Annotated in this window: 35 protein-coding genes and 1 rRNA gene; 34 read left to right on the forward strand and 2 right to left on the reverse strand. The window is 57.0% G+C overall.

What is annotated here, in order from left to right; all coding sequences use genetic code 11:
* Positions 1-7 precede the first annotated feature (7 nt).
* Together ppc and argE are read right to left on the reverse strand one after the other, a co-directional pair.
* Positions 8-2,629 (reverse strand): phosphoenolpyruvate carboxylase, encoded by a 2,622-nt coding sequence (ppc, locus tag OJHNALOF_RS02400; protein WP_165661057.1) that lies wholly within the window; start codon positions 2,627-2,629, stop codon positions 8-10.
* 112 nt (positions 2,630-2,741) lie between these two features.
* Positions 2,742-3,893: an acetylornithine deacetylase gene (gene argE, locus OJHNALOF_RS02405; protein ID WP_094201107.1), complete on the reverse strand. Its 1,152-nt coding sequence runs from the start codon at positions 3,891-3,893 to the stop codon at positions 2,742-2,744.
* A 248-nt stretch (positions 3,894-4,141) separates the two neighbouring features.
* On the opposite strand from argE, the gene argC reads away from it, so the two are divergent.
* The 34 genes from argC to OJHNALOF_RS02575 all read left to right on the forward strand — a co-directional run.
* On the forward strand, positions 4,142-5,155 hold the full coding sequence (gene argC / locus OJHNALOF_RS02410) for an N-acetyl-gamma-glutamyl-phosphate reductase (RefSeq protein ID WP_094201106.1): 1,014 nt from the start codon (positions 4,142-4,144) through the stop codon (positions 5,153-5,155).
* 6 nt (positions 5,156-5,161) lie between these two features.
* Complete coding sequence (gene argB / locus OJHNALOF_RS02415) at positions 5,162-5,947, forward strand: acetylglutamate kinase (RefSeq protein ID WP_165661058.1); 786 nt, start codon at positions 5,162-5,164, stop codon at positions 5,945-5,947.
* A 9-nt stretch (positions 5,948-5,956) separates the two neighbouring features.
* A complete protein-coding gene (locus tag OJHNALOF_RS02420; protein WP_165661059.1) occupies positions 5,957-6,865 on the forward strand; it encodes an ornithine carbamoyltransferase in 909 nt (302 codons plus the stop codon).
* Positions 6,866-6,871: 6 nt separating this feature from the next.
* Positions 6,872-8,083, forward strand: a complete 1,212-nt coding sequence (locus OJHNALOF_RS02425) for an argininosuccinate synthase (RefSeq protein ID WP_165661060.1) — start codon at positions 6,872-6,874, stop codon at positions 8,081-8,083.
* A 206-nt stretch (positions 8,084-8,289) separates the two neighbouring features.
* The gene (gene argH, locus OJHNALOF_RS02430; RefSeq protein ID WP_165661061.1) at positions 8,290-9,672 is read left to right on the forward strand and encodes an argininosuccinate lyase; all 1,383 of its coding nucleotides are present in this window, start codon (positions 8,290-8,292) and stop codon (positions 9,670-9,672) included.
* A 317-nt stretch (positions 9,673-9,989) separates the two neighbouring features.
* Positions 9,990-10,301, forward strand: coding sequence for a 30S ribosomal protein S10 (gene rpsJ / locus OJHNALOF_RS02435; protein ID WP_014290685.1), 312 nt, complete (start codon positions 9,990-9,992; stop codon positions 10,299-10,301).
* A gap of 21 nt (positions 10,302-10,322) precedes the next feature.
* Positions 10,323-10,961, forward strand: coding sequence for a 50S ribosomal protein L3 (rplC, locus tag OJHNALOF_RS02440; RefSeq protein WP_014290684.1), 639 nt, complete (start codon positions 10,323-10,325; stop codon positions 10,959-10,961).
* Positions 10,962-10,978: 17 nt separating this feature from the next.
* On the forward strand, positions 10,979-11,584 hold the full coding sequence (gene rplD / locus OJHNALOF_RS02445; protein WP_094201101.1) for a 50S ribosomal protein L4: 606 nt from the start codon (positions 10,979-10,981) through the stop codon (positions 11,582-11,584).
* Entirely contained in the window at positions 11,581-11,883 is a 303-nt protein-coding gene (rplW, locus tag OJHNALOF_RS02450) for a 50S ribosomal protein L23 (protein WP_014290682.1), read from the forward strand. Before rplD ends, rplW begins: the two co-directional genes overlap by 4 nt.
* A gap of 17 nt (positions 11,884-11,900) precedes the next feature.
* Positions 11,901-12,725: a 50S ribosomal protein L2 gene (gene rplB / locus OJHNALOF_RS02455; protein ID WP_094201100.1), complete on the forward strand. Its 825-nt coding sequence runs from the start codon at positions 11,901-11,903 to the stop codon at positions 12,723-12,725.
* 21 nt (positions 12,726-12,746) lie between these two features.
* Complete coding sequence (gene rpsS / locus OJHNALOF_RS02460) at positions 12,747-13,025, forward strand: 30S ribosomal protein S19 (RefSeq protein WP_014290680.1); 279 nt, start codon at positions 12,747-12,749, stop codon at positions 13,023-13,025.
* Positions 13,026-13,035: 10 nt separating this feature from the next.
* On the forward strand, positions 13,036-13,368 hold the full coding sequence (gene rplV / locus OJHNALOF_RS02465; RefSeq protein WP_014290679.1) for a 50S ribosomal protein L22: 333 nt from the start codon (positions 13,036-13,038) through the stop codon (positions 13,366-13,368).
* 18 nt (positions 13,369-13,386) lie between these two features.
* A complete protein-coding gene (gene rpsC, locus OJHNALOF_RS02470) occupies positions 13,387-14,082 on the forward strand; it encodes a 30S ribosomal protein S3 (protein ID WP_014290678.1) in 696 nt (231 codons plus the stop codon).
* Positions 14,083-14,094: 12 nt separating this feature from the next.
* On the forward strand, positions 14,095-14,508 hold the full coding sequence (gene rplP / locus OJHNALOF_RS02475; RefSeq protein ID WP_014290677.1) for a 50S ribosomal protein L16: 414 nt from the start codon (positions 14,095-14,097) through the stop codon (positions 14,506-14,508).
* Positions 14,508-14,699: a 50S ribosomal protein L29 gene (rpmC, locus tag OJHNALOF_RS02480; RefSeq protein WP_094201099.1), complete on the forward strand. Its 192-nt coding sequence runs from the start codon at positions 14,508-14,510 to the stop codon at positions 14,697-14,699. The genes rplP and rpmC overlap by 1 nt, the downstream gene beginning before the upstream one ends.
* 1 nt (position 14,700) lies before the next feature.
* Positions 14,701-14,961, forward strand: coding sequence for a 30S ribosomal protein S17 (rpsQ, locus tag OJHNALOF_RS02485; RefSeq protein ID WP_019935859.1), 261 nt, complete (start codon positions 14,701-14,703; stop codon positions 14,959-14,961).
* Between the two features lie 160 nt (positions 14,962-15,121).
* On the forward strand, positions 15,122-15,490 hold the full coding sequence (gene rplN, locus OJHNALOF_RS02490) for a 50S ribosomal protein L14 (RefSeq protein WP_014290674.1): 369 nt from the start codon (positions 15,122-15,124) through the stop codon (positions 15,488-15,490).
* Positions 15,491-15,501: 11 nt separating this feature from the next.
* Positions 15,502-15,819 (forward strand): 50S ribosomal protein L24, encoded by a 318-nt coding sequence (gene rplX / locus OJHNALOF_RS02495; protein WP_094201098.1) that lies wholly within the window; start codon positions 15,502-15,504, stop codon positions 15,817-15,819.
* 13 nt (positions 15,820-15,832) lie between these two features.
* On the forward strand, positions 15,833-16,372 hold the full coding sequence (gene rplE / locus OJHNALOF_RS02500) for a 50S ribosomal protein L5 (protein ID WP_094201097.1): 540 nt from the start codon (positions 15,833-15,835) through the stop codon (positions 16,370-16,372).
* An 11-nt stretch (positions 16,373-16,383) separates the two neighbouring features.
* A complete protein-coding gene (rpsN, locus tag OJHNALOF_RS02505; RefSeq protein ID WP_094201096.1) occupies positions 16,384-16,689 on the forward strand; it encodes a 30S ribosomal protein S14 in 306 nt (101 codons plus the stop codon).
* A gap of 22 nt (positions 16,690-16,711) precedes the next feature.
* A complete protein-coding gene (gene rpsH / locus OJHNALOF_RS02510) occupies positions 16,712-17,104 on the forward strand; it encodes a 30S ribosomal protein S8 (protein WP_094201095.1) in 393 nt (130 codons plus the stop codon).
* 9 nt (positions 17,105-17,113) lie between these two features.
* Complete coding sequence (rplF, locus tag OJHNALOF_RS02515; RefSeq protein ID WP_094201094.1) at positions 17,114-17,647, forward strand: 50S ribosomal protein L6; 534 nt, start codon at positions 17,114-17,116, stop codon at positions 17,645-17,647.
* A gap of 9 nt (positions 17,648-17,656) precedes the next feature.
* On the forward strand, positions 17,657-18,010 hold the full coding sequence (rplR, locus tag OJHNALOF_RS02520; protein WP_094201093.1) for a 50S ribosomal protein L18: 354 nt from the start codon (positions 17,657-17,659) through the stop codon (positions 18,008-18,010).
* A gap of 14 nt (positions 18,011-18,024) precedes the next feature.
* Complete coding sequence (rpsE, locus tag OJHNALOF_RS02525; RefSeq protein ID WP_094201092.1) at positions 18,025-18,525, forward strand: 30S ribosomal protein S5; 501 nt, start codon at positions 18,025-18,027, stop codon at positions 18,523-18,525.
* Positions 18,526-18,531: 6 nt separating this feature from the next.
* Positions 18,532-18,714 carry a 50S ribosomal protein L30 gene (gene rpmD / locus OJHNALOF_RS02530; RefSeq protein ID WP_094201091.1) on the forward strand — a complete coding sequence of 61 codons (183 nt, stop codon included), beginning with the start codon at positions 18,532-18,534 and terminating at the stop codon, positions 18,712-18,714.
* Between the two features lie 4 nt (positions 18,715-18,718).
* The gene (gene rplO / locus OJHNALOF_RS02535; RefSeq protein WP_094201090.1) at positions 18,719-19,153 is read left to right on the forward strand and encodes a 50S ribosomal protein L15; all 435 of its coding nucleotides are present in this window, start codon (positions 18,719-18,721) and stop codon (positions 19,151-19,153) included.
* Between the two features lie 8 nt (positions 19,154-19,161).
* Entirely contained in the window at positions 19,162-20,493 is a 1,332-nt protein-coding gene (gene secY / locus OJHNALOF_RS02540; protein WP_014290664.1) for a preprotein translocase subunit SecY, read from the forward strand.
* A 26-nt stretch (positions 20,494-20,519) separates the two neighbouring features.
* Positions 20,520-20,636 carry a 50S ribosomal protein L36 gene (rpmJ, locus tag OJHNALOF_RS02545; protein WP_014290663.1) on the forward strand — a complete coding sequence of 39 codons (117 nt, stop codon included), beginning with the start codon at positions 20,520-20,522 and terminating at the stop codon, positions 20,634-20,636.
* Between the two features lie 147 nt (positions 20,637-20,783).
* On the forward strand, positions 20,784-21,140 hold the full coding sequence (rpsM, locus tag OJHNALOF_RS02550; protein WP_014290662.1) for a 30S ribosomal protein S13: 357 nt from the start codon (positions 20,784-20,786) through the stop codon (positions 21,138-21,140).
* Between the two features lie 14 nt (positions 21,141-21,154).
* Positions 21,155-21,547 (forward strand): 30S ribosomal protein S11, encoded by a 393-nt coding sequence (rpsK, locus tag OJHNALOF_RS02555; protein WP_014290661.1) that lies wholly within the window; start codon positions 21,155-21,157, stop codon positions 21,545-21,547.
* A gap of 30 nt (positions 21,548-21,577) precedes the next feature.
* Entirely contained in the window at positions 21,578-22,198 is a 621-nt protein-coding gene (rpsD, locus tag OJHNALOF_RS02560) for a 30S ribosomal protein S4 (protein WP_094201089.1), read from the forward strand.
* A gap of 24 nt (positions 22,199-22,222) precedes the next feature.
* Positions 22,223-23,212: a DNA-directed RNA polymerase subunit alpha gene (rpoA, locus tag OJHNALOF_RS02565; RefSeq protein ID WP_094201088.1), complete on the forward strand. Its 990-nt coding sequence runs from the start codon at positions 22,223-22,225 to the stop codon at positions 23,210-23,212.
* Between the two features lie 44 nt (positions 23,213-23,256).
* The gene (rplQ, locus tag OJHNALOF_RS02570) at positions 23,257-23,649 is read left to right on the forward strand and encodes a 50S ribosomal protein L17 (protein ID WP_094201087.1); all 393 of its coding nucleotides are present in this window, start codon (positions 23,257-23,259) and stop codon (positions 23,647-23,649) included.
* 628 nt (positions 23,650-24,277) lie between these two features.
* Positions 24,278-24,771 (forward strand): 16S ribosomal RNA (locus tag OJHNALOF_RS02575); the annotation flags it as partial.

The raw sequence follows: 24,771 nt of genomic DNA on the forward strand, positions 1-24,771 counted from the left end.
TAGCGTCTCAGCCGGTATTCCGCATGCCTGCGGCGATGCCGGCGATGGTGACCATCAGCGCCTGATCCAGCACCGGGTGAATGTCACCCTGCTCCCGGGAGCGCTTGAGCAGCTCGGCCTGCAGCACGTTGAGCGGATCGGTATAGGGGTTGCGCAGCTTGATGGATTCCTGAATCCAGGGCTCGTTGGACAGCAGCTCCGATTTTTCCTTCAGTTGCAGCACCAGTTTGGTGCTGGCGCGGAGCTCGTCCCGCAGCCGTTTGCCCAGCGGCTTGAGCTCCTCGGGCACCAGTACGCTGTCGTAATAGGCGGCCAGGCCGAGGTCGGCCTTGAGGAACACCATTTCCAGCATGTCGAGGCGGGCCCGAAAGAAGGGCCAGCCCTGGTTCATGGCACGGAGGGTGGCTTCGTGGCCGTCTTCCACCACCTTTTCCAACCCCTTGTGGGCGCCCAGCCAGGCCGGCAGCATCAGCCGGTTCTGGGTCCAGGCAAAGATCCAGGGAATGGCGCGCAGGCTTTCCACGCCACCGTTGGGCTTGCGCTTGGCCGGGCGGGAGCCCAGCGGCAGCTTGCCCAGTTCCAGCTCGGGGGTGGCGGCGCGGAAATAGGGCACGAAGTCGGGCTCGCCACGAATGAGAGAGCGGTAATGGGCGCAGGATACTTCCGCCATGGCGTTCATCAGCGCACGCCATTCTGGTTTGGGCTCGGGGGGCGGCAGCAGGTTGGCCTCGAGCACAGCACTGGCGTAAATGGCCAGGCTGTCGATGGCCACCTGGGGCAGGCCGAACTTGAAGCGAATCATCTCGCCCTGCTCGGTGACTCGCAGCCCCCCCAGGGTAGAGCCCGGCGGCTGGGCCAGAATGGCCTGGCGGGCCGGACCGCCCCCCCGGCCCAGGCTGCCGCCGCGGCCGTGGAACAGGGTCAGGGCCACCTTTTCCTTCGCGCTGATGGCCACCAGTTTTTCCATGGCGCTGTACTGGGCCCAGCCCGCGGCTAGCATACCGGCGTCCTTGGCGGAGTCGGAATAGCCGATCATCACGTACTGGCGGCCCTGCATATAGCCCCGGTACCAGGGCAGTTGATACAGCCGCTCGATCACGGCGGCGCCGTGGTTGAGATCGTCCAGGGTTTCAAACAGCGGCGCCACCGGCAAGGTAAAGTCGACCCCGCATTCCTTCAGCAGCAGCTGCACCGCCAGCACGTCCGACGGCTCGCCGGCCATGGAGATGATGTAGATGCCAAAGGCATCCCGCGGATGACGGGAGATTACTCGGCAGGTGTCGAGCACTTCCCGAGTGTCGTCGGAAGGCTGCCACTGACGCGGCAGCAGCGGCCGGCGGGAGTTGAGCTCGTTAAGCAGAAACGCCTGCTTGTCGGCCTCGCTCCATTCGGCGTAGTCGCCCAGCCCCAGGTAGCGAGTGATTTCGGCCAGGGCCTGGGTATGGCGCTCGCCGTCCTGGCGAATGTCGAGCTTGAGCAGGTGAATGCCAAAACAGGCCACCTTGCGGATCACATCCAGCAGCAGGCCGTCGGCAATCTTGTTCAGGCCGCATTCCTGCAGTGAGCGATAGCACAGCTCCAGGGGCCGGCGCAGCTGCTCGCTGTCGGTGATCAGATCCCGGGCATCGGTCTTCTGGCCCTGCACTCGAGCGTTGAGGTGCAGCAGGGTCTCACGCAGATCTTCTCGCAGCCGGCGCAGCACCGCCCGGTAGGGCTCGTCGTGTTCGCCGCTTTCGATATAGAGCTCTCGGCTGGCCTCGGACATCGACAGCTCCGACACCAGCTCCTGAATGTCGTTCAGGAACAGCGAGCTGGCCATCCAGCGGCCCAGCAGCAGCACCTCTTCGGTGACCCTGGCGGTGACGAAGGGGTTGCCGTCGCGGTCGCCGCCCATCCAGGAGGTAAAGCGCACCGGAGCGGCGTCCAGGGGAAGGCGCTCGCCCAGTTCGTGTTCCAGGCGCTCGTCGAGCTGGCGCAAAAAGCGGGGCAGGGCGGGCCAGAGGCTGTTTTCAATGACGGCAAAGCCCCATTTGGCTTCATCCACCGGGGTGGGGCGCTGGGCGCGGATTTCGTTGCTGTGCCAAGCTTGGGTGATCAGCTGATCCACCCGGGCCAGCAGGCCGGCCTTTTCTTCTTCCGGTAGCTCCAGCTCCAGCGCCGCCAGGCAGTCGTTAAGCTGGACATGCTTGTGAATAAAGGTGCGGCGGGTTACCTCGGTGGGATGGGCGGTCAACACCAGATCGATGTCGAGTGAGGCAACCGCATCGCGAATGTCCGCTTCGCTGACGTTGGCTCCCTTCAGCCGCTCAAACACCTGATCGAGGGGGTTGGGGCCGGCGTCCTGACGATAGCCCCGGGAAATGGTGTGAAACTGCTCGGCCACGTTGGCCAGGTTGAGAAACTGACTGAAAGCGCGGGCCACCGGCAGCAGCTCGTCATCGCTCAGTTGCTTGAGGGTGATCAGCAACTGCTGCTGATCCTCGTCATTGCCCTGGCGGGCCGACTTGGCCAGCTGGCGAATGGTTTCTATCTTGTCGAGAAAGGCCTGTCCGTGATGTTCGCGAATGGCATCGCCCAGCAATTGACCCAGCAGGCCCACATTGGCCCTGAGTGCCGCATGATTATCCATATCTGCCTCTTTTGTCAGTTTATTACAAAATGGTCACGTTTCCGTGTTTCATTCAGCCAGCTTTCCCGCAGCCGGTCAATGCTGCGGCATGCCGCAGCTCACATTTTGTAATTTAGTTACTTAAGCAGAAGCGGCTCACCAGGCGTTGCAGCACCGCTACCGTGGGTTGGACGAAAGACAGGTCCAGGTATTCGTCGGGTTGGTGGGCCTGGGCGATATGGCCGGGGCCGAGCACTATGGTCTGGCAGCCTAGCTGATTGATAAAGGGGGCTTCGGTGCAGTAGTTCACCGCTTCCGCCGGGTGGCCGGTCAGTTCGGCGGCGGCGCGCACCAGCTCGGCGTCCGGATCGGTGCCGTAGGGCGGAATGGGCTCGTGTAGGTGGGTCAACTCCAGGGCATCGGGGTATTGCTCCTTGATCGGGGCCAGGGCATGGTGCAGCAGACCGAGCAGTTCGTCGGGGCCCACGCCGGGAATGGGACGCATGTCAAAGTGCAGCTCGCAGCAGGCGCAGATGCGATTGGGGCTGTCGCCGCCGTGAATATGGCCCAGGTTGAGGGTGGGCTGGGGCACCTTGAAATGGGGGTTGGCGTATTTTTCTTTCAGCTGGCGCTGCAGGTCCAGCAGCCGGCCCATCACCTGATTCATGATCTCCAGGGCGTTGACGCCGTTGGCGGGATCCGAACTGTGGCCGCTTTTGCCGGTGACGCGAATGGCTTCCGACATATGGCCCTTGTGCATCATCACCGGCACCAGTCCGGTAGGCTCGCCGATCACCGCGTAGTCGGGCTTGATCGCCATGGCGCTGGCAATGGCACGGGCGCCGGCCATGGTGGTTTCCTCATCGGCGGTGGCGAGAATGCGAATGGGCTTGTCGAGCTTGCTCAGGTCCATGTCTTTCAGCGCTTCCACAATAAAGGCAAAGAAGCCCTTCATGTCGATGGTGCCCAGGCCATAGATGCGGTTGCCTTCCTCGGTAAGCTTGAAGGGGTCCTTGTTCCAGCGGCCCGGATCAAAGGGCACGGTGTCGGTGTGGCCGGCCAGCAGCAGGCCGCCATCGCCCTGGCCTTTGGTGGCCAGCAGGTTGAATTTGCCGGGCAGGTCGGGCAGCTCGGTGATTTCCACCTCAAAGCCGAGCTGGCTGAACCAGTCACCCAGCAGGCGAATCACCTGCTCGTTGCTCTGATCCCAGCTGCTGTCAGTGCTGCTGATGGAAGGCAGCGCGATGATGTCTCGGTACATGTCCAGCAGGTTGAATGATGCCATGGGGCCTCCGTCAAAGTTCATTCAAATTTAAATTCAACACAATTGCATAAATATGTTTTTGTTGCTAGTCTGCCGTTCAGTCAATATTCGGTAACCGGTGGTGATTTTTGGCCCTGCATCCTGCTTGCCCGCCAAAGGGCGATGATGGCGCCACACCGTTTTGCCTCAGGGTGACACAGGCCCTGCTAACACGCTAGGCTGACGCCTGCATATTTATAACGAGCTGAATCGAGATTACGGACGCGACCATGTTGAAAGCTGCAATCATAGGTGCCAGTGGTTACACCGGCGCCGAGCTGGCCGGACTGATCCACGGCCATCCCCACCTGGAACTGGCCGGACTCTATGTGTCCGAGGGCAGTCAGGATGCCCACAAGCCATTTGCCAGCCTGCACCCGCGCTGGCGGGGCGTGATCGATTTGCCGCTGCTGCCGCTGGATGACGAAGCCCTGAGCCGTATTCACACCGAGGCGGACCTGGTATTGCTGGCTACCGCTCATGAGGTGAGCCACGATCTGGCCCCGGGATTTCTGGCCAAGGGCCTGCCGGTATTTGACCTGTCCGGTGCCTTTCGCGTGCCTGGTGAGGGCTTCTACGACAAGTTCTACGGTTTTGCCCACCAGCATACCGACTGGCTGGCCAATGCCGCCTACGGTCTGGCGGAATGGAACCAGGACGCCATTCGGGCCGCCAGCCTGATCGCCGTGCCCGGTTGCTACCCCACCGCTTCCCTGAGTGCGCTCAAGCCGCTGGAGCAGGCCGGGCTGATTGCCGACGGCAACCGCCCCATCATCAGCGCCGTGTCCGGCGTCAGCGGTGCCGGCCGTAAGGCCAGTATGGCCAACAGTTTTTGTGAAGTCAGCCTCAAGCCCTACGGCGTGTTCAACCACCGCCATCAGCCCGAGATCAGCCATCATCTGGGCACCCAGGTGGTGTTCCAGCCGCATCTGGGCAACTTTATTCGCGGCATTCTGGCTACCGTCTATGTGCAGCTGAAGGACGACGTTACCGACGAACAGATTGCCGCCGCCTACCACCAGGCCTACGACGGCCAGCGCATTGTGCGGCTGGCGGGGCAGTGGCCCCAGATCAACGACGTGGCGGGAACGCCCTTCTGCGATCTGCACTGGAGCCGGGACGGCAACCAGCTGATCGTGGTATCGGCCATCGACAATCTGCTGAAGGGCGCCGCCAGTCAGGCCATTCAGTGCATCAACATTCATCAGGGATTCTCGCCGCTGGCGGGTCTGGTCAAGGAGTAACAACGCATGTCTGAGCAACAACCGCTGGTGGTTAAACTGGGTGGCACCCTGCTGGAAAGCGACAAGGCGCTGGAAGCGCTGTTTTCCACCCTGAAAGCCTTTGTGAACGAATCCAACCGCCAACTGGTGCTGGTGCACGGTGGTGGCGTGCTGGTGGACAATCAGCTCAAGGCCATGGGCCTGACCTCCACCAAGAAAAACGGCCTGCGGGTGACCCCCTTTGAGCAGATTCCGGTGATCGCCGGCGCCCTGGCCGGCACCGCCAACAAGCTGCTGCTGGCCCAGGCCCTCGCCCACGAGATTCCGTCCGTGGGCCTGTGCCTGGCCGACGGCGGCCTGTGCCGGGTCAGTCAGCTGGATCCCGAGCTGGGTGCGGTGGGCCAGATTGAAGGTGGCGACGCCACCCTGGTGACCAGCCTGCTAAGCGGCGGTTTCCTGCCCATCGTCAGTTCCATCGGCATTACCTTTGATGGCAAGCTTATGAACGTCAATGCCGATCAGGCCGCCACCGCCATTGCCGAAATTCTCGATGCCGAGCTGGTAATGCTGTCTGACGTCAGCGGCATTCTCGACGGCAAGGGCCAGCGTATTGCCCACCTGACCGAGGCCGATGCCTTTGAACTGATGGACAAGAACATCATCAAGGACGGCATGGCGGTCAAGGTCAAGGCGGCGCTCAAGGCTACCAAGACCCTGGGCCGGCCGGTGGCCGTGGGCAGCTGGCGTTACCCGGAGCAGCTGCTGTCGCTGCTGGCCGGTGAGTCCGAGCACGGCACCCGTATTTCTCATTAAGGAAGCCCCATGCAGCATTTACTGAGCCTGAAGGACTACAGCAAGGAGCAGATCGAGCAGATCCTCGAGCTGGCCAAAGACGTCAAGGCCAATCCGACCAAGTATGCCGAGGCCCTCAAGGGCAAGAGCGTGGTGACCCTGTTTGAGAAGCCGTCGTTGCGTACTCGGGTGACCTTTGACATCGGCGTGAACAAGCTGGGCGGCCATGCCGTGTACCTGGACAGCCAGAATGGCGCCATGGGCAAGCGGGAAACCGTGCAGGACTTCGCCGCCAACCTGTCGCGCTGGTGCGACGCCATCGTGGCCAGGGTCTACGACCACCAGACCCTGGTGGAGATGACCGAGCACGCCACCGTGCCGGTGATCAACTCCCTGTGCAACCTCTATCACCCGTGTCAGGCGCTGGCGGATTTTCTGACCATCTCCGAGCACTTTGATGATCTGAGCCAGGTGCACCTGGCCTATGTGGGTGACGGCAACAATGTGACCCACTCGCTGCTGCTGTGCGGCGCCATTCTGGGCACCACCGTCACCGCGGTGAGCCCCCGCGGCCACAACGTGGACGCGCAGATCCTGAAGGAAGCCGAGGCCCTGGCTGCCGTCAGCGGCGCCAAAATTCGAGTGACCGACAGCCTGGACGATATTGAAGGGGTGGACGTGATCTATACAGACACCTGGGTCTCCATGGGTGATAATACGCCGCTGGAGCAGGTGAAGGAGATCTACATGCCTTACCAGATCAACCAGGCCCTGCTCGACAAAACCGGAGCAAAAAAGGTGCTGCATTGCCAGCCCGCCCACAGGGAGTGGGAAATCACTTCCGAGGTCATGGATGGCCCTGCCTCCCTGATCCTCGACCAAGCCGAAAACCGCATGCACGCCCAGAACGCCGTGCTGCTGACATTGATGAAGGGATAATTGTTAATGAGCCAATTCAAAAAGATCGTGCTGGCCTATTCCGGCGGCCTGGATACCTCCGCCATCATTCCGTGGCTGAAGGAAAACTACGAGGGATGTGAAGTGGTGGCGTTCGTGGCCGATGTGGGTCAGGGCGCGGAAGATCTGGAAGGCGTGGAAGAAAAGGCCATCGCTTCCGGTGCGTCCAAGTGCATCGTGGCCGATCTGAAAGACGAATTTGTCAGCGACTACGTTTACCCGACCCTGACCACCGGCGCCATCTACGAAGGCACCTACCTGCTGGGTACCTCCATGGCCCGTCCGGTGATCGCCAAGGCCATGGTGGAAGTGGCCCTGGCCGAAGGCGCCGACGCCATCTCCCATGGCTGTACCGGCAAGGGTAACGACCAGGTACGCTTTGAAGGCGCCGTGGCTGCCCTGGCTCCGCAACTGGCCGTGATCGCCCCGTGGCGGATTTGGGACATGCGCAGCCGTGAAGACCTGCTCGACTACCTGGCCGAGCGAAACATCAAGACCACTGCCAGCGCCACCAAGATCTATTCCCGTGACGCCAACGCCTGGCACATCTCCACCGAAGGTGGCGAGCTGGAAAGCACCTGGAACGAGCCGTCCGAACAGGCCTGGACCTGGACCGTGTCGCCCGAGCAGGCCCCCGACAAGGCCGAAACCGTGTCGCTGACCGTAGAAAAGGGCCGCATCGTGGCCGTGGACGGCAACGCCATGACCCCGTATCAGGTGCTGACCCACCTGAACGAGCGCGCCGCCAAGCACGGCGTGGGCCGGGTGGATATCGTGGAAAACCGTCTGGTGGGCATGAAGTCCCGCGGTTGCTATGAAACTCCCGGTGGCACCGTGATGATGGCTGCCCTGCGCGCCATTGAAGAGCTGGTGCTGGACAAGCCGACCCGCGCCTGGCGCGAAAAGGTGGGCGCCGAGTTCTCCCACCTGGTGTACGACGGCCGCTGGTTCACTCAGCTGTGCAAGGGCCTGCTGGCCTCTGCCGAAGCCATTGCCGAAGACGTATCCGGTGAAGTGGTACTGAAGATGTACAAGGGCCAGGTGACCGCCATTCAGAAGCAGTCTCCCAACAGCCTGTACTCCGAAGAGTTCGCCACCTTTGGCGCGGACGAGGTGTACGATCAGAGCCATGCCGAAGGCTTTATCCGTCTTTACTCTCTGGCCAGCCGCATCAAGGCGCTGAAAGACCAGCAGCAGTGATGGAATAAAAAAGGGGGCCCTTTGGCCCCTTTTTTATCCAGCTTTAAGCTATAAGCTGTCAGCTGTAAGAAAAAACACGATATATTCACCATTTTTACAGCCATGCCGTACCGGCGGGCGGAAGACATTTTCTTCCAGCCACTCGGGCTGCTGATAGTTTACAGCTTAAGGCTGATAGCTATGTTTTAGATAGGAGTAACAGAATTATGGCACTTTGGGGTGGACGTTTTACTCAGGCCGCGGATACCCGCTTTAAGCAGTTCAACGACTCGCTGCGGTTCGATTACCGGCTGGCGGAGCAGGACATTGTGGGCTCGGTAGCCTGGTCCCGTGCCCTGGCCAAGGTGGGCGTGTTGACTACCGAGGAGCAACAGCGGCTGGAACAGGCGCTGAACGAACTGAAGGCGCGGGTGGTGGCCGATCCGGAGCAGATCCTGCAATCCGACGCGGAAGACATTCACTCCTGGGTGGAAGGGGAGCTGATTGCCGCCGTGGGTGATCTGGGCAAGAAGCTGCACACCGGCCGCAGCCGCAACGATCAGGTCGCCACCGATCTCAAACTGTGGTGCAAGGCCCAGGTGCCGCTGCTGCTGGAAAAAATCGACGCCCTGCAAAACCAGCTGGTGACCGTGGCCCGGGAGCAGCAGGGCACCGTGCTGCCCGGTTATACTCACCTGCAGCGCGCCCAGCCGGTCACCTTCTCCCACTGGTGCCTGGCCTATGTGGAAATGCTGGAGCGGGACTACAGCCGCCTGCAGGATGCCGCCGCCCGCCTGAATACCTGTCCGCTGGGCTCCGGCGCCCTGGCCGGCACCGGTTTTCCGGTAGACCGCCATGAGCTGGCCAAGTCCCTCGGCTTTGCCGGCCCCACCCGCAACAGCCTGGACTCGGTTTCCGACCGGGACCATGTGCTGGAGCTGATCAACTGTGCCGTCAACTCCATGATGCACCTGTCCCGCTTTGCCGAAGATCTGATCTTCTACAACTCCGGTGAGGCTGGCTTCCTCGAGCTGTCCGACGCCGTGACCTCCGGCTCTTCCCTGATGCCCCAGAAGAAAAACCCGGATGCGCTGGAGCTGATCCGCGGCAAGACCGGCCGGGTGTTCGGCGCCTACGCCGGCATGATGATGACCCTGAAGGCCCTGCCGCTGGCTTACAACAAGGACATGCAGGAAGACAAGGAAGGTCTGTTCGACGCCCTCGACACCTGGTACGACTGCCTGGAAATGTCCGAGATGGTGCTGCACGATCTCAAGGTCAACGAAGACAAGACTCGGGAAGCGGCCCAAGGCGGCTACTCCAACGCCACCGAAATGGCCGACTACCTGGTGTCCAAGGGCATTCCCTTCCGCGAAGCCCACCACATTGTGGGTGCCATAGTAGTGCACGCCATCGGCAAGAAACTGCCGATGGAAGAGCTGCCGTTGGAAGACTTCAAACAGTTCAGCGACGTGATTGAAGACGACGTCTACCCGCGCCTGACCCTGGAGTCCAGCCTGGCCAGCCGCTGCGCCCTGGGTGGCGTGGCCCCGGAGCAGGTGGAAGTGGCCCTGACCAACGCCGAGCAGCACCTTCAGGCTCGCCGGTAAGCTTCATTATCACGGCATGCACCAAAGAGCCCGTAAGGGCTCTTTTTGGATCTTTATTTCCCACTCCTGCCGCTCCACTCCTCTCGCTTGTCACTGGTTAAAAAATAACAGAGCAGACTTGCAACACGGCACCATTACCGTATAATGCCGCTCGCTTGGTTAACTTTACCAAGTAGCCGAAAGGCTTCGGTCAGGTAGCTCCTGACCCATTACAGGCCCCCGATATGGTGGGCACCGTTGTTAAATCGCACCCCCTCTTTATTTAAAAGAGCAGGCGGTGTTGATTTTATGTTCTTTATCCAATTGGAGCTCTGGTAATGCAGAACCAAAGAATTCGTATCCGCCTGAAGGCGTTCGATCATCGCCTGATCGACCAGTCTACTGCGGAGATCGTAGAAACTGCCAAGCGCACCGGCGCCCAGGTTCGCGGTCCCATCCCGCTGCCGACTCGCAAAGAGCGCTACACCGTACTGGTATCTCCACACGTGAACAAAGATGCACGTGATCAGTACGAAATTCGTACTCACAAGCGTCTGGTCGACATCGTTGAGCCCACCGACAAAACTGTCGATGCGCTGATGCGTCTGGATCTGGCTGCTGGCGTAGACGTCCAGATCAGCCTGGGCTAATAACGGAAAGAGGTTTTATCAATGGCAATCGGTCTAGTAGGTCGTAAGCTGGGTATGACCCGTGTCTTCACCGAAGACGGCGTGTCCATCCCGGTCACCGTTATCGAAGTAGATGCCAACCGTGTTACCCAGGTGAAAACACTGGAACAGGATGGCTATGCTGCCATCCAGGTGACCGCTGGCACCAAGAAAGCTAACCGCATCACCAAGCCGGAAGCTGGCCACTTCGCCAAAGCCGGTGTTGAAGCGGGTCGCGGTCTGTGGGAATTCCGCCTGGGTGAAGGCGAAGGCGACAGCATCGAAGTTGGTGCCGAGCTGAAAGTCGACATCTTTGCTGATGTCAAGAAAGTAGACGTTACCGGTACTTCCAAGGGTAAGGGTTTCGCTGGTGCTGTTAAGCGCTGGAACTTCCGCACTCAGGACATGACTCACGGCAACTCTCTGTCTCACCGTGCTCCGGGTTCTATTGGTCAGAACCAGACTCCGGGTCGCGTGTTCAAGGGCAAGAAAATGGCCGGTCACATGGGTGCTGAGCGGGTAACCACTCAGAACCTGGAAGTGGTTCGCGTTGATGTTGATCGTAACCTGCTGCTCATCAAAGGTGCAGTCCCGGGTGCGACTAACGGCAACGTCATCGTTAAACCTGCCGTTAAAGCGTAACGTCTGAGGAGATAGTAATGGAATTGGTAATGAAAGACGCGCAAGGCGCTCTTGAAGTTTCCGAAACTACCTTCGGGCGTGAGTTCAACGAAGCTCTGGTGCATCAGGTTGTTGTGGCCTATGCCGCCGGTGCTCGTCAAGGTACTCGTGCTCAGAAGACCCGTTCCGAAGTGTCCGGCGGCGGCAAGAAGCCGTGGCGCCAGAAGGGCACCGGCCGGGCCCGTGCCGGTACCATCCGCTCTCCGATTTGGCGTTCCGGTGGTGTGACTTTTGCAGCCAAGCCGCAAGATCACAGCCAGAAGGTCAACAAGAAGATGTACCGTGGTGCCATCAAGAGCATCCTGTCTGAACTGGTACGTCAAGAGCGTCTGATCGTGGTAGAGAAGTTCGGTGTGGAAGCGCCGAAGACCAAAGAACTGGTTGCCAAGCTGAAGCAGTGGGATCTGAACGACGTTCTGATCATCACCGGCGAAGTGGACGAGAACCTGTTCCTGGCCGCCCGCAACCTGTACAAGGTTGACGTGCGTGACGTGGCCGGTATCGACCCGGTTTCTCTGATCGCGTTCGACAAGGTACTGGTAACTGCCGACGCAGTTAAGCAAATCGAGGAGATGCTGGCATGATCCGTGAAGAGCGTATTCTGAAAGTTCTGAAGGCGCCGCATATCTCTGAAAAAAGCACCATGGTTGCCGAGAAGACCAACACCATCGTGTTCAAGGTCGCCAAGGATGCTACCAAAGCCGAAGTTAAGGCTGCGGTCGAGAAGCTGTTCGAAGTTGAAGTTAAAGATGTTCGCACTCTGCTGGTAAAGGGTAAAACCAAGCGTACCGGCATGCGTGTTGGCCAGCGTTCCGATTGGAAAAAGGCCTACGTGACCCTGAAAGAAGGTCAGGACATCGACTTCATCGGCGGTGCCGAGTAAGAGAGGAGTAATTCAAAATGGCAATCGTAAAATGTAAGCCTACTTCTCCGGGTCGCCGTCATGTCGTCAAGATCAGCAACCCGGAACTGTACAAAGGCAAGCCGTTTGCAGCCCTGCTGGACAAAAAGTCCAAGTCTGGTGGCCGCAACAACAACGGTCGCATCACCACCCGTCACATCGGTGGTGGTCACAAGCAGCACTACCGTATCATCGACTTCAAGCGCAACAAGGACGGTATTCCGGCCAAGGTTGAGCGTCTTGAGTATGATCCGAACCGCTCTGCCAACATCGCTCTGGTGCTGTACGCAGACGGTGAGCGTCGTTACATCCTGGCCCCGAAAGGCGTTCAGGCTGGCGATCAGCTGTTCTCCGGTGACGCTGCTCCGATCAAGGCCGGCAACTGCCTGCCGATGCGCAACATTCCCGTGGGCTCTACCGTTCACGCGATTGAAATGAAGCCTGGCAAAGGCGCGCAGATCGCCCGTTCCGCCGGTACTTACGCCCAGATCCTGGCTCGCGAAGGCAACTACGTGACCCTGCGTCTGCGCTCTGGTGAAGTGCGCAAGGTGCTGGCCGAGTGCCGTGCCACCCTGGGTGAAGTTGGCAACGCTGAGCACATGCTGCGTCAGCTGGGTAAAGCCGGTGCACAGCGCTGGCGTGGTGTTCGCCCGACCGTACGTGGTGTGGCGATGAACCCGGTAGACCACCCGCACGGTGGTGGTGAAGGTCGTACCTCTGGTGGCCGTCACCCGGTTACCCCCTGGGGTAAACCGACCAAGGGCGCCAAGACCCGTAAAAACAAGCGTACCGACAAGTTCGTGGTACGTCACCGTAACAAGTAATAGTTTTTTAGAGGTATCACCATGCCACGTTCTCTCAAGAAAGGTCCGTTTATCGACCTGCACTTGCTGAAGAAGGTAGAGAAAGCGGTGGAAAGCGGGGATAAAAAGCCAATTAAAACTTGGTCCCGTCGTTCAATGATCATTCCGAACATGATCGGTTTGACCATCGCTGTCCATAATGGTCGTCAGCACGTACCTGTCTACGTTTCCGATGAAATGATCGGTCACAAGCTGGGTGAATTTGCACCGACTCGTACTTATCGCGGCCATGTCGCTGATAAGAAGGCCAAGAAGCGTTAAGGGGTAAAAGATGGAAGCTATAGCTAAACACCGCTTTGCTCGTACTTCTGCCCAGAAGGCGCGCCTGGTAGCCGATCAAGTTCGCGGCTTGTCCGTAGACAAGGCACTGAATGTCCTGGCGTTCAGCCCCAAAAAGGCTGCCGTTCTGGTCAAGAAGGTACTGGAATCTGCCATTGCTAATGCCGAGCACAACGAAGGTGCGGATATCGATGAGCTGAAGGTGACCAAGATCTTCGTTGACGAAGGTCCCACCATGAAGCGTATTCGTCCTCGTGCCAAGGGCCGCGCGGACCGTATCATGAAGCGTACCAGCCACATCACTGTGGTTGTGTCCGACCGCTAAGAGGCTAGGAGATAAGCAATGGGCCAGAAAGTACACCCGAATGGTATTCGCTTAGGTATCACCAAGCCTTTTAATTCGACCTGGTTTGCGAATACCAAGGACTTCGCTGACAACCTGCACAGCGATTTTCAGGTACGTCAGTTCCTCAACAAGGAACTGAAGAACGCCTCCGTTTCTCGCGTCGTTATCGAGCGTCCGGCCAAGAGCATCCGTGTGACCATTCACACCGCTCGTCCCGGCGTGGTTATCGGCAAGAAAGGCGAAGACGTTGAAAAACTGCGCAAGCACGTCGCCAAACTGGCTGGCGTACCTGCTCAGATCAACATTTCCGAAGTGCGTAAGCCTGAGCTCGACGGTCAGCTGGTTGCCGATTCCATCGCGTCCCAGCTGGAGCGTCGCGTAATGTTCCGTCGTGCCATGAAGCGCGCGGTTCAGAACGCCATGCGCATTGGCGCCAAGGGCATCAAGGTAGAAGTGAGCGGTCGTCTGGGCGGCGCTGAAATCGCGCGTACCGAATGGTACCGTGAAGGTCGTGTGCCTCTGCACACCCTGCGTGCCGACATCGATTACGCAACTTCTGAAGCATCTACCACTTACGGCATCATCGGCGTGAAGGTTTGGATCTTCAAGGGTGAGGTACTGGGCGGCCTGCAGGCCGTTGCTCAAGAGCCTCAAGCCCCGTCCAAGCCCAAGCGCAAAGGCCGCGGTAAGTAAGGAGACTCGGATATGTTGCAACCAAAACGTACGAAATTCCGTAAAGTCCACAAAGGCCGTAACCGCGGTGTGGCGACCTCAGGTAACCAGGTATCCTTTGGTTCCTTTGGTCTGAAAGCGACCACTCGTGGACGTATCACTGCTCGCCAGATCGAAGCAGCGCGTCGTGCCATGACTCGTCACGTCAAGCGTCAGGGCAAGATCTGGATCCGTATCTTCCCGGACAAGCCGATTACCGAGAAGCCCCTGGAAGTACGTATGGGTAAAGGTAAGGGTAACGTGGAGTACTGGGTAGCACAGATCCAACCGGGTCGTGTTCTGTACGAAATGGATGGCGTACCGGAAGCGCTGGCTCGTGAAGCCTTCGCCCTGGCTGCTGCCAAACTGCCCGTAAGAACCACTTTTGTAACTCGGACGGTGATGTGATGAAAGCACAAGATCTGCGTGAGAAGAGTGTTGAAGAGCTGAACCAGGAGCTGCTGAACCTGCTGCGTGAACAGTTCAACCTGCGCATGCAAGCGAGCACTGGCCAGCTGGCTCAGACTCACAACCTCAAAACGGTACGTCGCGACATCGCGCGTGTTAAGACTGTTCTGAATGAAAAGGCAGGTGCCTAAGATGAGCGAACAAACCATTCGTACTCTGCAGGGCCGTGTAGTCAGCGACAAGATGGACAAGTCCATCACTGTGGCTATCAACCGCTTCGTGAAGCACCCGATCTACGGGAAGTACATCAAGCGTACTACCAAACTGCACGTTCATGATGAGAACAACGAGTGCAAGGCCGGCGACGTCGTGACCATTCGCGAATGCCGTCCTCTGTCCAAGACCAAGTCCTGGACCCTGGTAAAAATCATTGAGCGTCCGGTCAAGGCCTAACGTTCTCTGATATACTAACCCGGTCAAACGGCCCAGCGATGGGCCGTTTGTTTTTTACGCTACCTTTTCGGGATTGGCAGTGCTATAATGCCGCGCCTTCTTTGGCAGCCAACATGCCCTGAAAGGGGTTTTAACGTAGTAATTTTAGCGGAGCACTAACATGATCCAAATGCAAAGTATGCTGGACGTGGCCGACAACTCCGGCGCGCGCAGCGTAATGTGTATTAAGGTCCTGGGTGGTTCGCACCGCCGTTACGCCGGCATCGGCGACATCATCAAAGTTACCGTTAAGGAAGCAATTCCGCGCGGTAAGGTTAAAAAAGGTGATGTAATGAACGCGGTGGTCGTACGCACCCGTAAAGGCGTTCGTCGTCCGGACGGCTCTGTCATCCGTTTCGACCGTAATGCGGCCGTGATTCTTAACAACAATCACCAGCCGATCGGTACTCGTATTTTTGGCCCGGTGACTCGTGAGCTTCGTTCTGAGAAGTTCATGAAGATTGTTTCACTGGCACCTGAAGTACTGTAAGGAGTCAAACGATGGCAGCTAAAATCCGTCGCGATGACGAAGTCATCATTCTTACCGGCAAGGACAAGGGCAAGCGTGGCACTGTCACCCAGGTCCTGACCGAGGAAGGTAAGGTTCTCGTCTCTGGTATCAACATGGTCAAGAAGCACCAGAAGCCCGTACCCCAACTGGGTCAGGCTGGCGGCATCATCGACCAGGAAGCACCGATTGACGTATCTAACGTAGCGCTGTTCAACTCTGCCTCTGGCAAGGCTGACCGCGTAGGTTTCCGGATTGAAGACGGCAAAAAAGTCCGTTTCTTCAAATCCACCGGCGAACTTGTGAAGTAATTGGAGTAATACGATGGCGAAACTGCATGATTACTACAACGAAACTGTAGTAAATGAACTGAAAAGCCAGTTCGGGTACAAGTCTATCATGCAAGTCCCTCGGATTGAGAAAATCACCCTGAACATGGGTGTGGGTGAAGCCCTGGCTGATAAAAAGATCCTGGATAATGCTGCTGCCGATCTGGCCGCCATTTCCGGTCAAAAGCCGCTGGTCACCAAAGCTCGTAAATCCGTTGCTGGCTTCAAAATCCGTGAAGGCTACCCCATTGGTTGTAAAGTAACTCTGCGCGGCGAGCGTATGTGGGAGTTCCTGGAGCGTCTGATTTGCATCTCTATCCCCCGGATCCGTGACTTCCGTGGCTTGAACCCCAAGTCATTCGATGGTCGTGGTAACTACTCCATGGGCGTGCGTGAGCAAATCATCTTCCCTGAAATCGATTATGACAAGGTAGATCGTGTACGTGGTCTGGATATCACCATCACTACCACTGCCCAGTCAGACGAAGAAGGTCGTGCTCTGCTGGCTGCCTTTGACTTCCCATTCCGTAAGTAAGGTGTAGGGTTATGGCAAAACAATCAATGAAAGCTCGCGAAGTCAAGCGCGCAAAGCTGGTTGCCAAATATGCAACCAAGCGTCAGGCACTGAAAGACATCATTTCCGACGTCAAGACTTCTGATGAAGACCGTTGGGACGCAGTGCTCAAGCTGCAGCAACTGCCCCGTGACGCAAGCCCCTCTCGTCAGCGTAACCGCTGCAACATCACCGGTCGTCCGCACGGTTTCCTGCGGAAGTTCGGTCTGAGCCGCATCAAGGTGCGCGAACTGATGATGAAGGGTGAAATTCCGGGCCTGAAGAAGGCTTCTTGGTAAGCGAACACGGGAGTAATACACAATGAGCATGCAAGATCCGATCGCGGATATGCTGACCCGCATCCGCAACGGTCAGGCAGCCAACAAAGTTGCTGTCTCCATGCCTTCCTCCAAGGTCAAGGTAGCGATTGCCAAGGTCCTGAAAGAAGAAGGTTATATCACTGACTACGCTGTCTCTGCTGACGCCAAGGCCGAACTGGAAGTTACTCTGAAGTATTTCCAGGGCACCCCCGTGGTTGAACTGCTGCAGCGTGTAAGCCGCCCCGGTCTGCGCATCTACAAGAAGCGCGACGAACTGCCGAAGGTTATGGCCGGCATGGGTGTGGCCATCGTTTCCACGTCTCAAGGTGTGATGACCGACCGTGCCGCGCGTAAAGCCGGTATGGGTGGTGAGATCATCTGCTACGTTGCTTAAGGAGTAGATATGTCTCGCGTTGCTAAGGCACCTATCGAAATTCCTGCCGGCGTAGAAGTGACGTTGAACGGTCAGGAAATCACCATCAAGGGTGGCAAGGGTACGCTGAACCGTACCATCAATGCCGCCGTTGAAATCAGCCAGAACGACAACCAGTTGACCTTTGCCCCTCGTGAAAACGTGGAAGGCGCCAATGCCCAGGCCGGTACCGCCCGTGCCCTGGTCAACAACATGGTTATCGGTGTTACCCAAGGCTTCGAACGCAAGCTGCAGCTGGTTGGTGTGGGTTATCGTGCTCAGATGAAAGGCAATGCTATTGCCCTGTCTCTGGGTTTCTCTCATCCGGTTGAGCATGCGCTGCCTGAAGGCGTATCCGCTGAGTGTCCTTCCCAGACTGAGATCGTTCTCCAGTCTGCCGACAAGCAGCTGATCGGCCAGGTTGCTGCCAACATTCGTGCGTACCGCAAGCCGGAGCCCTACAAGGGCAAGGGTGTTCGCTACTTTGGCGAGCAGGTTCGCAGCAAAGAGGCTAAGAAGAAGTAAGGTAACACTATGGACAAAAAAGCAGCTCGTATCCGTCGTGCTACCAAAGCACGCAAAAAGATGCTGGAACTGGGTGCTACTCGCCTGGTGGTTCACCGTACTCCGCGCCACATCTATGCCCAGGTTATTGCACCGAACAGCACCGCTGTTCTGGCTTCCGCGTCTACCGTCGAGAAGTCTGTTCGCGAACAGGTGAAATCAACTGGTAACATCGATGCCGCCGCGCTGATCGGTAAAATCATCGCTGAGCGCGCGCTCGAGAAAGGTGTTAAAGAGGTCGCTTTTGACCGTTCCGGTTTCCAATATCACGGTCGTGTAGCCGCCCTGGCTGCTGCTGCCCGTGAAGCTGGTCTTCAGTTCTAAGGGTGGAGTCGAAAATGGCAAAAATCGAAGCTCAAGCCGGTGAACTGCAAGAGAAGCTCATTGCAGTAAACCGTGTATCAAAAGTTGTAAAAGGTGGTCGTATCTTCTCCTTCACCGCTCTGACTGTGGTAGGTGACGGTAACGGTCGCGTTGGTTTTGGTTACGGCAAGGCCCGTGAAGTACCCGCCGCCATTCAAAAGGCGATGGAACAGGCTCGTCGCAACATGCACACCGTTGGCCTGAACAACGGCACCCTGTTCCACCCGGTTAAGGGTCGTCACTCTGGCTCCAACGTGTACATGCAGCCTGCTTCCGAAGGTACCGGTATCATTGCCGGTGGTGCTATGCGCGCCGTTCTGGAAGTGGCCGGCGTGCACAACGTACTGGCCAAGACCTACGGTTCCACCAACCCGAACAACGTAGTTCGCGCTACCATCGACGCTCTGGCTCATATGAAGTCGCCCGAGCAGGTCGCTGCCAAGCGTGGTCTGAGCGTTGACGAAATTCTGGGGTAATGCGCCATGGCTAACAAGACTGTTAAAGTAACTCAGACTCGTAGCTCCATCGGTCGTCTGCCTAAGCACAAGGCAACGCTGCGTGGCCTCGGTCTGCGTCGCATTGGTCACACCGTTGAGCTGGAAGACACAGCTTGCGTACGCGGTATGATCAACAAGGTTTACTACATGGTTAAGGTAGAGGAGTAATCGCATGCGTTTGAATACTCTGTCTCCTGCCGCCGGCTCCAAGCCTTCCGCCAAGCGCGTGGGTCGTGGTATCGGTTCCGGTCTGGGCAAGACCGGCGGCCGCGGCCACAAGGGTCAAAAGTCCCGTTCCGGTGGTAAGGTTCGCAACGGTTTTGAAGGCGGTCAGATGCCGCTGAAACAGCGTCTGCCGAAGTTTGGTTTTACTTCGCGCAAGGCCCTGGTCAGCGCTGAAGTCCGTCTGAGCGAACTGGCGAAAGTTGAAGGCGACGTGGTGGATCTGAACACCCTGAAACAGGCTGGCGTTCTGACCAAGAACATCCAGTTTGCCAAGGTTGTACTGTCCGGTACCATTGACCGTCAAGTGACTGTGGTTGGTCTGGGTGTCACCAAAGGTGCCCGTGCTGCCATCGAAGCCGCCGGCGGTAAAATCGAGGAATAATAAGTACTATGGCCAAGAAACCAGGATTAGAAGCTAAAAACGCACAGGGCGGGCTGAGTGAACTGAAAAGCCGTCTGCTTTTCGTTCTGATCGCGATTGTCGTGTTCCGCGCCGGCTCCTACGTGCCTATTCCTGGTATTGACGCCGCCGTACTTGCCGACTTGTTCCAGCAACAACAGGGTACCATCATTGAAATGTTCAACATGTTCAGTGGTGGCGCCCTGGAACGAGCGTCCATACTGGCGCTGGGGATAATGCCGTATATTTCTGCGTCCATTATCATTCAGCTGCTGACTGTGGTTCACCCTCCCTTGGCCGAGCTCAAGAAGGAAGGTGAGGCGGGTCGCCGTAAAATCAGTCAGTACACTCGGTATGGCACGCTGGTTCTGGGCACCATTCAGGCCATCGGTATTGCCACCGGTCTGCCGAACATGATGCCGGGCTTGGTGATTAATCCAGGTCTTGCTTTCTACTTTACGGCAGTGGTGAGTCTGGTCACCGGCACCATGTTTCTCATGTGGCTGGGTGAGCAGATTACCGAAAGAGGCATTGGTAATGGTATCTCGTTGATTATTTTCACGGGTATTGTTGCCGGCCTGCCTTCGGCCATCGGTGCCACGGCAGAGCAGGCGCGTCAGGGGGAATTGCACATTCTGTTGCTGTTGCTGCTGGCCGTGATCGTGTTTGCTGTGACTTACTTCGTGGTATTTGTTGAACGTGGCCAGCGCCGCATTGTGGTGAACTATGCCAAACGTCAACAAGGCCGCCAGGTGTTCGCGGCACAGAGTACACACCTGCCCCTGAAAGTGAACATGGCGGGGGTTATTCCAGCGATTTTTGCATCCAGCATTATTCTTTTCCCGGGCACCGTGGCCTCTTGGTTCGGTCAGGGCGAAGGGTGGTTTGCCAACCTGCTGCAGGAGTTGTCGCTCACGCTGCAACCCGGCCAGCCGCTATACGTAATGTTGTATGCCGCTGCCATCATCTTCTTCTGTTTCTTCTATACCGCGCTGGTGTTCAATCCGCGCGAGACGGCAGACAACCTGAAGAAGAGCGGTGCCTTCATTCCGGGTATTCGCCCGGGTGAACAGACAGCGCGCTACATTGATAAAGTAATGACTCGCCTGACCCTGGTCGGTGCTCTGTACATTACCTTTATCTGTCTGGTTCCACAGTTCCTGATGACAGCCTGGAACGTCCAGTTTTACTTTGGCGGAACCTCGCTGTTAATTATTGTGGTCGTCATCATGGATTTCATGGCTCAGGTGCAAACCCACATGATGTCTCATCAGTATGGCGATGTCCTGAGAAAAGCGAACCTGAAGGGCTACAACCGTTAAGGTTCGGTTATTTACGGAGTTAAGCAATGAAAGTCCGTGCTTCCGTTAAGGCTATTTGCCGTAACTGCAAGATCATCAAGCGTCACGGTGTGATTCGTGTGATCTGCACCTCTGACCCTAAGCACAAGCAGCGTCAGGGTTAAGGCTAAAAAAGTTACGGTTTAGCTTGAAAATTGAAGGCAGGCTGGCTAAAGTAGCCAGCCACCTTCGTTAGGTGAAAAGTTCAGCCATTACGTATCCTCGACGGGCTTTGTAATGGCTTTTTATTCGTTAATATGTAGGAGTGCATAGTGGCCCGTATCGCTGGCATTAACATTCCTGACCATAAACATGCCGTCATCGCTTTGACCGCTATTTATGGCGTCGGTCGTACCCGCTCCAAGGCCATCTGCGCCGCAGCCGGTATCGCCGAGAATGTGAAAATTAAAGAATTGGATGAAGCTCAGGTAGAATCTCTGCGTGAGCAAGTGGCCAAGTTCACCGTTGAAGGTGACCTGCGTCGCGAAGTTTCCATGAACATCAAGCGTCTGATGGACCTGGGTTGTTACCGTGGCCTGCGTCATCGTCGCAGCCTCCCCGTTCGCGGTCAGCGCACCAAGACCAATGCTCGTACGCGCAAAGGTCCTCGTAAACCGATCAAGAAATAACGGGAAGGTAGAACATGGCTAAAACTCCGGCTCGTAGCGCTCGCAAGCGCGTCAAAAAGCAGGTGAGCGATGGTATCGCCCACGTTCATGCTTCTTTCAACAACACCATCGTAACCATCACCGACCGTCAGGGTAATGCTCTGTCTTGGGCAACTGCCGGTGGTTCAGGTTTCCGTGGTTCCCGCAAGTCCACCCCGTTCGCAGCCCAGGTTGCTGCCGAGCGTGCCGGTGAAATTGCCAAGGAATACGGCGTTAAGAACCTGGAAGTAATGGTTAAAGGTCCGGGTCCGGGCCGCGAGTCATCCATCCGTGCGTTGAATGCTGCGGGTTTCCGCATCACCAACATCACCGATGTGACTCCCATCCCGCACAACGGTTGTCGTCCTCCCAAGAAGCGCCGCGTATAACGCTTCTTGTAGGATAGTTGGAGAAAGAACATGGCAAGATATCTGGGTCCCAAGCTCAAACTGAGCCGTCGCGAGGGCACTGACCTCTTCCTGAAGTCAGGTGTTCGCGCGATCGATTCAAAATGTAAAATTGATACCGCACCCGGTCAGCACGGCGCTCGCAAGCCCCGTCTGTCCGACTACGGTGTACAGCTGCGTGAAAAGCAAAAAGTTCGTCGTATCTATGGCGTTCTGGAAAAGCAATTCCGCAACTACTACAAAGAAGCTGCGCGCCTGAAAGGCAACACTGGTGAGAACCTGCTGCAGCTGCTGGAAGGTCGTCTGGACAACGTTGTGTACCGCATGGGCTTTGGCGCCACCCGCGCCGAGTCTCGCCAGCTGGTGAGCCACAAGGCCATCATGGTAAACGGTCAGGTTGTTAACATTCCTTCCTTCCAAGTTTCTCCCGAAGACGTAGTCAGCGTTCGCGAGAAGGCCAAGAAGCAAGCCCGGATCAAAGCTTCCCTGGAGCTGTCCGGTCAACGTGAAAAGCCGACTTGGGTAGAAGTTGACGCTACCAACATGCAAGGCACTTACAAGCGCCTGCCTGAGCGTAGCGACCTGTCTGCCGAGATTAACGAACAGCTGATCGTCGAGCTTTACTCCAAGTAAAGCTAGCTTCTAAGAGAGGACACAATGCAGGGTTCTGTAACAGATTTTCTTAAGCCGCGTCTGGTTGATATTGAACAGATCAGCCAGACTCATGCCAAAGTGACTCTCGAGCCGCTGGAGCGTGGCTTTGGTCATACATTGGGTAATGCGCTGCGTCGTATTCTGCTTTCTTCCATGCCGGGCTGTGCCATCACCGAAGTTGAACTCGACGGTGTGCTGCACGAGTACAGCAGCAAGGAAGGTGTCCAGGAAGATATTCTGGAAATCCTGCTCAACCTCAAAGAGGTTGCCATCAAGCTGGAAGGCAAGGACGAGGTTACCCTGTCACTGACCAAAACTGGTGCAGGTCCCGTAACTGCAGGCGACATCACTCATGGTGATGACGTCGAGATCGTTAACCCAGAGCACGTCATCTGTCATCTGACCGGGGACGACGCCGACATCAGCATGCGTCTGAAAGTACAGCGCGGCCGTGGCTATGTTCCTGCCGCCGCCCGCGCTCACACCGAAGACGACGAGCGTCCGATTGGCCGCCTGCTGCTGGATGCGGCCTACAGCCCCGTGGTTCGTATCGCCTACAATGTAGAGGCGGCCCGTGTTGAACAGCGTACCGACCTGGACAAGCTGGTTATCGACATGGAAACCAACGGCACCCTGGATCCGGAAGAAGCCATCCGCCGCGCAGCCACCATTATGGCTGAGCAGCTGGAAGCCTTCGTGGACCTGCGTGACGTCAGCGAGCCGGAAGAGAAAGAAGACAAACCTGAGTTCGATCCTATCCTGCTGCGTCCTGTCGACGATCTGGAACTGACAGTTCGTTCCGCGAACTGTCTGAAGGCAGAAGCGATCCATTACATTGGTGATCTGGTACAGCGTACCGAGGTGGAGCTGCTGAAGACTCCCAACCTGGGTAAAAAATCTCTTACCGAGATTAAAGACGTGTTGGCGTCTCGTGGTTTGTCTCTGGGCATGCGCCTGGAGAACTGGCCGCCTGCCAGCATCGCTGATGAATAAACCGGATCACGGGTTTTACCGATTTAGTTAGGAAGGATTAGGTCATGCGCCATCGTAAGAGTGGTCGTCAACTGAACCGGAACAGCAGCCACCGTCAGGCCATGTTCCGCAACATGGCCAGCTCCTTGGTTCGTCATGAAGTTATCAAGACGACTCTGCCCAAGGCAAAAGAGCTGCGTCGTGTGGTTGAACCTCTGATCACACTGGCCAAGAGCGACAGCGTTGCTAACCGTCGCCTGGCATTTGCCCGCACTCGCGACAGCGAAGTGGTTGGCAAACTGTTCAACGAACTGGGACCTCGCTACCAGGAGCGTCCGGGTGGTTACACCCGCATCCTGAAGTGTGGTTTCCGCGCTGGTGACAACGCCCCTATGGCTTACATTGAGCTGGTAGGTCGCGATGTTGACGCGCAAGAAGCAGCCGCTTCTGAAGAGTAAGCAATAAAAGCCGGGTTCGCCCGGCTTTTTCTTTTCATACCTTTTGCCAGCCCGCTTACGTTAAGCTACCGTTTCCTTACTCCTTACTCCTTACTCCTTACTCCTTACTCCTTACTCCTTACTCCTTACTCCTTACTCCTTACTCCTTACTCCTGGTTTTACCCTAGCCTTATGGATTTTTGGTGCAGGGGAGGGGGCTATCCTCTGTTGTAGAAGTAACCAAATGGTATTCTCAAGCCCCTGTCTGTGTATAACTCTGTGGTTAATGTGTGGTTTTGCTGGGTTGTTGAGCTGTTGGTGCGAAAGGGCGAGTTTTTTACAAAAAAGCCCTTGCGCAAAATCGGAGGCTCCCTATAATGCGCATCCACTGACACGGGGCAACACGCCGACGGTCACAGGAGTTGAAAGCGAACAAGACAAAGTTTGATTCAACGCTTGACGAACACCAAGGATTGCGTAGAATACGCAGCCCTGACCCGCAGAAGGGTCAACGCTCTTTAACAATTTATCAAGCAAACTGTGTGGGCACTCGCAGGATGTTGGGAAACAAAAAAATATTGTTTTTCAATGTTGTGTGAAGTGCACTAGAAATAGCAGCAATTCAGATATTCATTGAGCATCAAATCTTTAATTGAAGAGTTTGATCATGGCTCAGATTGAACGCTGGCGGCAGGCCTAACACATGCAAGTCGAGCGGCAGCGGGAAAGTAGCTTGCTACTTTTGCCGGCGAGCGGCGGACGGGTGAGTAATGCTTGGGGATCTGCCCGGTCGAGGGGGATAACCGTTGGAAACGACGGCTAATACCGCATACGCCCTACGGGGGAAAGCAGGGGACCTTCGGGCCTTGCGCGATTGGATGAACCCAAGTGAGATTAGCTAGTTGGTGAGGTAACGGCTCACCAAGGCGACGATCTCTAGCTGGTCTGAGAGGATGACCAGTCACACTGGGACTGAGACACGGCCCAGACTCCTACGGGAGGCAGCAGTGGGGAATATTGCACAATGGGGGAAACCCTGATGCAGCCATGCCGCGTGTGTGAAGAAGGCCTTCGGGTTGTAAAGCACTTTCAGTGGTGAGGAAAGGAGGTTGGCTAATACCTGACCTCTGTGACGTTAACCAC

The organism is Oceanimonas sp. MB9 (assembly GCF_011319775.1).
GTDB lineage: Bacteria > Pseudomonadota > Gammaproteobacteria > Enterobacterales > Aeromonadaceae > Oceanimonas > Oceanimonas doudoroffii.

Excerpts from the sequence above, each read along its gene's own strand:
- ppc (WP_165661057.1), bottom strand. The coding sequence starts at position 2,629 with ATGGATAATCATGCGGCACTCAGGGCCAATGTGGGCCTGCTGGGTCAA.
- argE (WP_094201107.1), bottom strand. The coding sequence starts at position 3,893 with ATGGCATCATTCAACCTGCTGGACATGTACCGAGACATCATCGCGCTG.
- argC (WP_094201106.1), top strand. The coding sequence starts at position 4,142 with ATGTTGAAAGCTGCAATCATAGGTGCCAGTGGTTACACCGGCGCCGAG.
- argB (WP_165661058.1), top strand. The coding sequence starts at position 5,162 with ATGTCTGAGCAACAACCGCTGGTGGTTAAACTGGGTGGCACCCTGCTG.
- OJHNALOF_RS02420 (WP_165661059.1), top strand. The coding sequence starts at position 5,957 with ATGCAGCATTTACTGAGCCTGAAGGACTACAGCAAGGAGCAGATCGAG.
- OJHNALOF_RS02425 (WP_165661060.1), top strand. The coding sequence starts at position 6,872 with ATGAGCCAATTCAAAAAGATCGTGCTGGCCTATTCCGGCGGCCTGGAT.
- argH (WP_165661061.1), top strand. The coding sequence starts at position 8,290 with ATGGCACTTTGGGGTGGACGTTTTACTCAGGCCGCGGATACCCGCTTT.
- rpsJ (WP_014290685.1), top strand. The coding sequence starts at position 9,990 with ATGCAGAACCAAAGAATTCGTATCCGCCTGAAGGCGTTCGATCATCGC.
- rplC (WP_014290684.1), top strand. The coding sequence starts at position 10,323 with ATGGCAATCGGTCTAGTAGGTCGTAAGCTGGGTATGACCCGTGTCTTC.
- rplD (WP_094201101.1), top strand. The coding sequence starts at position 10,979 with ATGGAATTGGTAATGAAAGACGCGCAAGGCGCTCTTGAAGTTTCCGAA.
- rplW (WP_014290682.1), top strand. The coding sequence starts at position 11,581 with ATGATCCGTGAAGAGCGTATTCTGAAAGTTCTGAAGGCGCCGCATATC.
- rplB (WP_094201100.1), top strand. The coding sequence starts at position 11,901 with ATGGCAATCGTAAAATGTAAGCCTACTTCTCCGGGTCGCCGTCATGTC.
- rpsS (WP_014290680.1), top strand. The coding sequence starts at position 12,747 with ATGCCACGTTCTCTCAAGAAAGGTCCGTTTATCGACCTGCACTTGCTG.
- rplV (WP_014290679.1), top strand. The coding sequence starts at position 13,036 with ATGGAAGCTATAGCTAAACACCGCTTTGCTCGTACTTCTGCCCAGAAG.
- rpsC (WP_014290678.1), top strand. The coding sequence starts at position 13,387 with ATGGGCCAGAAAGTACACCCGAATGGTATTCGCTTAGGTATCACCAAG.
- rplP (WP_014290677.1), top strand. The coding sequence starts at position 14,095 with ATGTTGCAACCAAAACGTACGAAATTCCGTAAAGTCCACAAAGGCCGT.
- rpmC (WP_094201099.1), top strand. The coding sequence starts at position 14,508 with ATGAAAGCACAAGATCTGCGTGAGAAGAGTGTTGAAGAGCTGAACCAG.
- rpsQ (WP_019935859.1), top strand. The coding sequence starts at position 14,701 with ATGAGCGAACAAACCATTCGTACTCTGCAGGGCCGTGTAGTCAGCGAC.
- rplN (WP_014290674.1), top strand. The coding sequence starts at position 15,122 with ATGATCCAAATGCAAAGTATGCTGGACGTGGCCGACAACTCCGGCGCG.
- rplX (WP_094201098.1), top strand. The coding sequence starts at position 15,502 with ATGGCAGCTAAAATCCGTCGCGATGACGAAGTCATCATTCTTACCGGC.
- rplE (WP_094201097.1), top strand. The coding sequence starts at position 15,833 with ATGGCGAAACTGCATGATTACTACAACGAAACTGTAGTAAATGAACTG.
- rpsN (WP_094201096.1), top strand. The coding sequence starts at position 16,384 with ATGGCAAAACAATCAATGAAAGCTCGCGAAGTCAAGCGCGCAAAGCTG.
- rpsH (WP_094201095.1), top strand. The coding sequence starts at position 16,712 with ATGAGCATGCAAGATCCGATCGCGGATATGCTGACCCGCATCCGCAAC.
- rplF (WP_094201094.1), top strand. The coding sequence starts at position 17,114 with ATGTCTCGCGTTGCTAAGGCACCTATCGAAATTCCTGCCGGCGTAGAA.
- rplR (WP_094201093.1), top strand. The coding sequence starts at position 17,657 with ATGGACAAAAAAGCAGCTCGTATCCGTCGTGCTACCAAAGCACGCAAA.
- rpsE (WP_094201092.1), top strand. The coding sequence starts at position 18,025 with ATGGCAAAAATCGAAGCTCAAGCCGGTGAACTGCAAGAGAAGCTCATT.
- rpmD (WP_094201091.1), top strand. The coding sequence starts at position 18,532 with ATGGCTAACAAGACTGTTAAAGTAACTCAGACTCGTAGCTCCATCGGT.
- rplO (WP_094201090.1), top strand. The coding sequence starts at position 18,719 with ATGCGTTTGAATACTCTGTCTCCTGCCGCCGGCTCCAAGCCTTCCGCC.
- secY (WP_014290664.1), top strand. The coding sequence starts at position 19,162 with ATGGCCAAGAAACCAGGATTAGAAGCTAAAAACGCACAGGGCGGGCTG.
- rpmJ (WP_014290663.1), top strand. The coding sequence starts at position 20,520 with ATGAAAGTCCGTGCTTCCGTTAAGGCTATTTGCCGTAACTGCAAGATC.
- rpsK (WP_014290661.1), top strand. The coding sequence starts at position 21,155 with ATGGCTAAAACTCCGGCTCGTAGCGCTCGCAAGCGCGTCAAAAAGCAG.
- rpsD (WP_094201089.1), top strand. The coding sequence starts at position 21,578 with ATGGCAAGATATCTGGGTCCCAAGCTCAAACTGAGCCGTCGCGAGGGC.
- rpoA (WP_094201088.1), top strand. The coding sequence starts at position 22,223 with ATGCAGGGTTCTGTAACAGATTTTCTTAAGCCGCGTCTGGTTGATATT.
- rplQ (WP_094201087.1), top strand. The coding sequence starts at position 23,257 with ATGCGCCATCGTAAGAGTGGTCGTCAACTGAACCGGAACAGCAGCCAC.